Source organism: Tenacibaculum sp. SG-28, assembly GCF_002954385.1.
In the GTDB taxonomy this organism is placed as follows: Bacteria; Bacteroidota; Bacteroidia; order Flavobacteriales; family Flavobacteriaceae; genus Polaribacter.
Map to the genome: position 1 here is coordinate 1115858 of NZ_MQVY01000001.1, position 6855 is coordinate 1122712.

The window sequence follows — 6855 nt, forward strand, 5'->3', positions numbered from 1 at the left end:
GAAAACAGTATGATACTAATGGTAATTCTATTTTTTTAGTCATTAAATAATGGTATTAATAGCTTATTGTAGCATGGTTAAAAAATCTTGTTCTGATAACATAGGAATACCGAGACTTTCTGCTTTTACCAATTTACTTGGCCCCATATTCTCTCCGGCAATTATATAAGTTGTCTTTTTTGAAATAGAACTACTAACTTTACCTCCGTTATCTTCAATAGCTTTTTTCAGTTCGTTCCTAGACATTAAATGAAAGACGCCAGAAACCACAAAAATAGAACCGGATAACTTATTGGTTTGCTGTTCCAGGTGCTCCGCAGAAACTTCCATTTGAACTCCGTATGAATACAAGCGTTCTATTAGCGATTTGTTATTTTCATTTTTAGAAAAATCTACAATACTTTGTGCTATTCTGTCACCTATTTCATCTACAGCAACAAGCGCTTCCATATCTGCTTGCATTAAATTTCGCATCGATTTAAAATGCTTCGCTAATTTTTTAGCAACCGTTTCTCCAACAAAACGAATCCCAAGTGCAAAGAGAACTTTTTCAAAAGGAATCTCTTTAGATTTAGCTATACCATTTATCATATTTTCTGCAGATTTTTCGGCCATGCGTTCTAGAGGAATAATTTGCTCTTTTCGCAAGTCGTATAGATCTGCATAACTTTCTATTAGTCCTTCCTTTCGCAAAAGATCCACCGTTTCCCCACCTAAACCATCAATATCCATAGCCTTTCTTCCAATAAAGTGCTGAATCCTTCCAGTTATTTGGGGAGCACAACCATACTCATTTGGACAATAGTGTTTCGCATCTCCGGGTTTTCTCTTTAGTGTTGTTCCACATTCCGGACAGTTCTCAATATACCTTGTTGGAACAGAGTGTTTGGGTCTTTTTGTTAAATCTACACCAATTATTTTAGGAATAATCTCCCCTCCTTTTTCTACAAAAACAGTGTCACCAACACGTACATCTAATTTTTCAATTTGATCGGCATTGTGCAAAGAAGCTCTCTTTACGACGGTTCCAGCCAATGCTACAGGAGTTAAATTTGCAACTGGTGTGATTGCTCCGGTTCTTCCTACCTGATAGGTTATTTTCTCCAGAATTGTAGATACTTGTTCTGCCTTAAACTTATAGGCAATTGCCCAACGTGGCGATTTTGCGGTATAGCCAAGTTCTTCTTGTTGATGTAAATCATTCACTTTAATAACAATACCATCTGTTTCATATGGCAAATCGTGTCGTTTCTTATCCCAAATTCGAATAAAAGAGATCACTTCTTCGATAGTCTTTGCCAAGACAACTTCAGGCACTTTAAAGCCAGCTTTCCTAGCAGCCTCAAGACTTTCGAGATGTGTTTTGTATTTTCGCTCTTCCGTCACCACCTGATACAGCAAACAATCTAAAGGTCGTTTAGCAACCTCAGTACTATCTTGTAATTTTAAACTTCCACTAGCGGTGTTCCTTGGATTCCTATAGGTCTCTTCCCCATTTTGAATTCGCTCTTCATTCATTTTTTCGAAACCTTTTAAGGGAATAATAATTTCCCCTCTAATCTCAAAATCGGATAAAAAATCGCCATGTGGCAGTAATGGAATCGATTTGATAGTTTTGATATTTGGCGACACTTCATCACCCTGAAAACCATCCCCTCGTGTCACCGCTCTTTCAAACATCCCTTTTTCGTAGGTTAGATTTATGGATGCTCCGTCATACTTTAATTCACAAGTATAACTCACTGCATCGGTACCCAAATTTTTATGTATCCTTTTCTCCCAATCTAAAACATCCTCTACGGAATAGGAGTTATCTAACGAATACATTCTGTTTTTATGAGTTACGGTATTGAAATTTTTAGTTATTTCTCCACCGACTCTTTGCGTTGGTGAGTTAGCATCAAAATACTCTGGATATTGCTTCTCTAACCGCTCTAATTCTTTTAGTTTTAGATCAAAATCGTAATCAGAGATAGTAGCGTTATCCAAAACATAATACTTGTAATTATGTTCTCGTAATTCCTTTCTTAATGCCTCTATGGTATCCTTAATCGTCATTGCTGCTGTGTCTACAATTTGTATTTAATACTTCTTTACCGTTCCTGAAAAAAAATTAATACCTCCGGGTATGGGGTTTCCACTTGTTCTTCGGTAACTTACTAATTGACCTACATGCCATAATGCATCTGCGATAGGTCCATTTAACTGATTCCAAAATGGATAGGTGATTTCCTGACCTCCTTTTCCGGAGAAAACGGTTTTAAACTGGTCTAAATCGTTAGTTTTTAATAGTAATTTACTTGTCTTTTCAATGCTGTGTAATGTGTTAAATCGCAATTGTTCAAAGGGTAAAAGCTCCACTCTTATATATTTTTTTGCATCAAAATTATCCTCTAGAGTTCCTAAAGTAATTTTGGTTAATGCTAAAATATGCCCTAGCAGATTATGAGTACTCCACGCCGCAGCAGTGGGGCGATATAACAAATCTTCTTCCCGTAATCCTTCGGTAGCCCAATAATATCGAAATCCCAAACCATCTAACATTCTTGCTACAATAGCGCCAGGAAAATATTGTTTTGGAGGAGTTGGCAATTCTTTATAAGGAAGTGGTTGGTTTACCATTATTTATTTTTAATTATTGAAACTTCCACAAGGCTAAAATAAGGAAAAGTTCTTAAGAAAACTGTTGAATTTAGTAGGAGCCAATGAAAATTATCAACAATGTAATCGAATCGATATGAAAAAAAAACCGAAACAATAAGGTTTCGGTTTTTTGTATTTGTGTAATTATATCCTAGTAATATGTGTAACGTCTTACCTTAGCGATATGCTTAGCTAATCGCATTACTTGGTGCGAGTATCCGTATTCATTGTCGTACCAAACGTAAATAACTATTGTATCTCCATCTGCGATGGTAGCTTTACTATCAAAAATTGACGGAGCAGTTGTACCTATTATATCTGTTGAAACTAATTCGTTACTTAAAGAGTATTTAATTTGCTCTACCAAATCTCCTTCAAGTGCGTATTGTTTCATTATAGCATTAACCGATTCTTCCGTTACAGTTGTATTTAATTGTAAATTTAAAATCGCTAAAGACCCATTGGGAACTGGAACACGAATCGCACTAGATGTTAACTTTCCTTCTAATGCGGGTAAAGCTTTTGACACTGCTTTTCCTGCTCCGGTTTCTGTAATTACCATATTCAAAGCAGCAGCTCTTCCTCTTCGGTATTTGTTATGCATATTATCTACCAAGTTTTGGTCGTTGGTATAGGCATGTATGGTTTCCAAATGCCCTTTTTTTATACCAAAATTATCTTCTAAAACTTTTAAAACCGGTGTAATTGCATTGGTGGTACACGAAGCTGCCGAGAATATATCCACAAGATCCGGATTGTGCTCTAAATTATTAACACCATGAACAATATTAGGAATCCCTTTTCCAGGTGCTGTTAGTAATACCTTACTTGCTCCATTTGGGGCCAAATGACGCGCTAATGCCTCTTTGTCTCTGAAAGCACCAGTGTTGTCTATAATTAAGGCATCTTCAATGCCGTAAGAGGTATAATCTATATCTTCTGGTTGGCTAGCCGATATCATATGAACCGTAGTACCATTAATAATTAATGCATTGTTTTCAGCATCTACCTGAACAGTTCCTAGAAAATCGCCGTGAACAGAATCAACACTCAATAACGAAGCTCTTTTTTCTAAAACATCTTGGTTAATTTTACCTCTAGTCACAATTGCTCTTAGTCTTAATTGTGAACCTCTTCCCATTTTGCAACTAAGTTCTCTTGCTAAAAGTCTTCCAATGCGTCCAAAACCATAAAGCACCACATCTTTTGGCTTTATATTAGCTGCTTCGGTTGCATCTTTTAATTGATTCTTAACAAAATCTACAGTTGCTAAACTATCGTTTTCTAAAAGGTGAAATTCGTAAGCCAATTTTCCGATATCTAATTTTGAAGCTGGTAGATCAATAGATTGAATTGCTCTAGCGATTTCCAAAGCATTCATTATAGATATTGGCTTAGAAACAAATTCTTTAGCATAATTGATCAAATTTAAAACTTCGCTAGCTCTTTTATCTACTAACGGATTTCTAAATAAAACCAACTCAATAGATTTATCGTACCATAAATCATTAACAATAGTAATAAACTCTACAGTTGCTCTTCTTACTTGAGTCTGATTTACTATCTCTTTTTCGTAATTTGTTATTGTTGACATAGTTGTGTGTTAACTAAATTAAAAATTTTTGCAAAAGTACATATTTCAATCGATTTCGTAACTTTTTTTGCAAAATAAAATCTCGCTACTTTCGCAGCGAGATTTTACTTTTAAAATACACATAGTTTTAGAACCTAAACTTTTCAATTTGCCCCTCCGGACTCAACATTTCAATATACATATTTTGGTTAGGATTATAGCTATCAAGAATAGATGCTGCATCACTGGCATTGGTAATTTCTTTACCGTTTATCTTAGTAATTACATACCCTTCCCCAACATTGTAATATTGGAGAATTTTATTGTTGTTTTGAATAATTTTTGCACCTCCGGAAACTTTAAACTTTCGCTTTTCTTTCGCATTTAAATCTTTGAGCTGCACGCCAAAAGCGTTAGACGCAAAAGATTCTCGTTTGCTTAACTGCACCATTTTTGATAATAATTTCCCATCTCTATCAACAGTAACCTCAACAAGTTCCCCAGGTCTTTTGGCAGTTAATTGCCCCTTTAAATCGGAAAATTTTACAATTTTCACATTGTTAACTTTTTTAATTACATCGCCACTCTTCAATCCTGAGGTTTTGGCACCACCCTCTTCAAACACATCAGCAATAACAACACCTTCAATCGTCTTGTCACTTTGATCAATTGCAACACCTAAAATAGCCTCTTGTACCGAACCAAATTCTAATAAATCGTCAATAATTTTTTTAGCAATATTAGAAGGTACTGCAAAAGAATACCCAATGAAAGAACCTGTTCTTGAAGATATAGCCGTATTGATTCCAATGAGTTCTCCTCTTGTATTTACCAGAGCGCCACCACTGTTACCAGGATTTACCGCTGCATCTGTTTGAATAAAAGATTCTATATTTCTATTGCCTTCCAAATCTCTACCCTTTGCACTTACAATACCTGCTGTTACCGTTGAAGTTAAATTATACGGATTTCCAACTGCTAAAACCCACTCGCCTATTTTTACATTATCTGAATTTCCAAAAGAATGGTAGGCAATTCGTAAGTTGCATCAACTTTTAATAAAGCTATATCTCTATCCTTGTCTGATCCTATAACCTTTGCGGGTAACTTTTTACGATTATTTAATGTTATTTCAAGTTCTGAAGCTCCTTCAATCACGTGGTTATTAGTGATTATATAGCCGTCAGGAGAAATAATAACACCACTTCCTGTTCCTACTTGTTTGTACTCTCTTGCACCCCCTCCACCAAAGAAAAATCGCAAAGGATCTTGCTGTGTTCTTGAGGAAGTGTTTTTAACATGAACTACCGCATGAACAGTTGATTCAGCAGCATCTGTAAAATCGGTTGGTGCGGAAGACGCATTTATTGTTGGTGCTACAAAGTTTGTCTTTACCATTGGCAAAAAATCCTCCGTAGAATTTGACTCCGATATTGGTGAATTTTCCAATAATAACTTATACCCCATAAGTGCGATGACGCCACCTAAAAGAGCTATTCCTAAAGTTCCTACTATTTTTTTCATTTGCTTTCAACATTTTAATTATTCAAATATACAATTTTAACATTTCTTCCTTATCTGTTTAACTTGTCTTTAACGAAGTTTAACCAGCATTTAACAAACTTTGTTAATGGTATAATTCACTATATTTGCGCCATATGAGCACGGTGAATTTTTACAAATATCAAGGAACAGGAAATGACTTTATCATTATAGATAATAGAGCAAAAACCTTTCCAAAAACTAATGCCAACTTAATTTCTAATTTATGCCATCGAAATTTTGGTATTGGTGCCGATGGTCTTATATTATTAGAAAATAATGAAATAACAGATTTCACAATGGTATATTTTAATGCCGACGGAAATGAAAGTACCATGTGCGGTAATGGAGGCAGATGTATTGTTGCATTTGCACACCAGTTAGGCATTTTTAAAAATGAAACCACTTTTACTGCAATAGACGGACTACATCATGCAAATTATAAAGACAATATGGTCTCTCTGCATATGATTGACGTAACTACTATACAGGCGGAAGAAAACTTTGTTTTTATGAATACTGGCTCACCACATCATATTGAAATGGTGAACGATTTAGATACTTACGATGTATATACTAATGGTAAAAGAATTAGAAATAACACCTACGGTAAAACAGGTGCTAACGTAAATTTTACAGAACAAGTAAATTCCAATACCTTTAAAGTAAGAACCTACGAAAGAGGTGTAGAAGACGAAACTTTGGCTTGTGGCACTGGTGTTACTGCCGTAGCCATAGCCATGCATAAAACTAAAAAAACAAAGCACACGCATATTGTTTTGCCAGTTCGTGGGGGGGAACTTGCAGTGTCTTTCACTTGTGAGAATGGAAGTTATCAAAATATTTATTTAACTGGCAGCGCAACTTATGTTTTTAAAGGTAATATTTTGATATGATGCAAGTTTTACACGGAGAACATATTCGCCTACGAGCGTTAGAGCCTGAGGATCTTGAATTCCTATTCCAAATAGAAAACAACGAAACATTTTGGGAAGTAAGTCATACCCTAATACCCTTTTCAAAATATATTTTGAAGCAGTACATTGCAAATGCACACCAGGATATCTATGAGGCTAAGCAATTGCGATTACTCATAG

The 6855-nt window shown here is 35.3% G+C and carries 6 protein-coding genes and 1 pseudogene; 2 read left to right on the plus strand and 5 right to left on the minus strand.

Going from position 1 to position 6855, the window contains the following annotated elements; translation table 11 throughout:
- Positions 1 to 63: 63 nt before the first annotated feature.
- The 5 genes and pseudogenes from ligA to BSU00_RS13935 all read right to left on the minus strand — a co-directional run.
- On the minus strand, positions 64 to 2058 hold the full coding sequence (gene ligA / locus BSU00_RS04950; RefSeq protein WP_105003369.1) for an NAD-dependent DNA ligase LigA: 1995 nt from the start codon (positions 2056 to 2058) through the stop codon (positions 64 to 66).
- Positions 2059 to 2082: 24 nt separating this feature from the next.
- Positions 2083 to 2622 (minus strand): hypothetical protein, encoded by a 540-nt coding sequence (locus BSU00_RS04955; protein WP_105003370.1) that lies wholly within the window; start codon positions 2620 to 2622, stop codon positions 2083 to 2085.
- A 172-nt stretch (positions 2623 to 2794) separates the two neighbouring features.
- Positions 2795 to 4237, minus strand: a complete 1443-nt coding sequence (locus tag BSU00_RS04960; RefSeq protein WP_105003371.1) for a glyceraldehyde-3-phosphate dehydrogenase — start codon at positions 4235 to 4237, stop codon at positions 2795 to 2797.
- Between the two features lie 127 nt (positions 4238 to 4364).
- Entirely contained in the window at positions 4365 to 5027 is a 663-nt protein-coding gene (locus BSU00_RS13930) for a PDZ domain-containing protein (protein WP_369820273.1), read from the minus strand.
- A pseudogene (locus tag BSU00_RS13935) lies at positions 5001 to 5740 on the minus strand (trypsin-like peptidase domain-containing protein); the annotation flags it as partial. The pseudogene BSU00_RS13935 and the gene BSU00_RS13930, both read right to left, overlap by 27 nt.
- Before the next feature lie 134 nt (positions 5741 to 5874).
- Here BSU00_RS13935 and dapF point away from each other — a divergent pair.
- Together dapF and BSU00_RS04975 are read left to right on the plus strand one after the other, a co-directional pair.
- Positions 5875 to 6654: a diaminopimelate epimerase gene (gene dapF, locus BSU00_RS04970; protein ID WP_105003372.1), complete on the plus strand. Its 780-nt coding sequence runs from the start codon at positions 5875 to 5877 to the stop codon at positions 6652 to 6654.
- A partial coding sequence (locus BSU00_RS04975; RefSeq protein ID WP_369820264.1) for a GNAT family N-acetyltransferase occupies positions 6654 to 6855 on the plus strand: 202 nt, incomplete at its 3' end. The genes dapF and BSU00_RS04975, both read left to right, overlap by 1 nt.

What these genes read in the sequence shown, in the direction of transcription:
- ligA (WP_105003369.1), bottom strand. Translation starts at nt 2,058, where the DNA reads ATGACGATTAAGGATACCATAGAGGCATTAAGAAAGGAATTACGAGAA.
- BSU00_RS04955 (WP_105003370.1), bottom strand. Translation starts at nt 2,622, where the DNA reads ATGGTAAACCAACCACTTCCTTATAAAGAATTGCCAACTCCTCCAAAA.
- BSU00_RS04960 (WP_105003371.1), bottom strand. Translation starts at nt 4,237, where the DNA reads ATGTCAACAATAACAAATTACGAAAAAGAGATAGTAAATCAGACTCAA.
- dapF (WP_105003372.1), top strand. Translation starts at nt 5,875, where the DNA reads ATGAGCACGGTGAATTTTTACAAATATCAAGGAACAGGAAATGACTTT.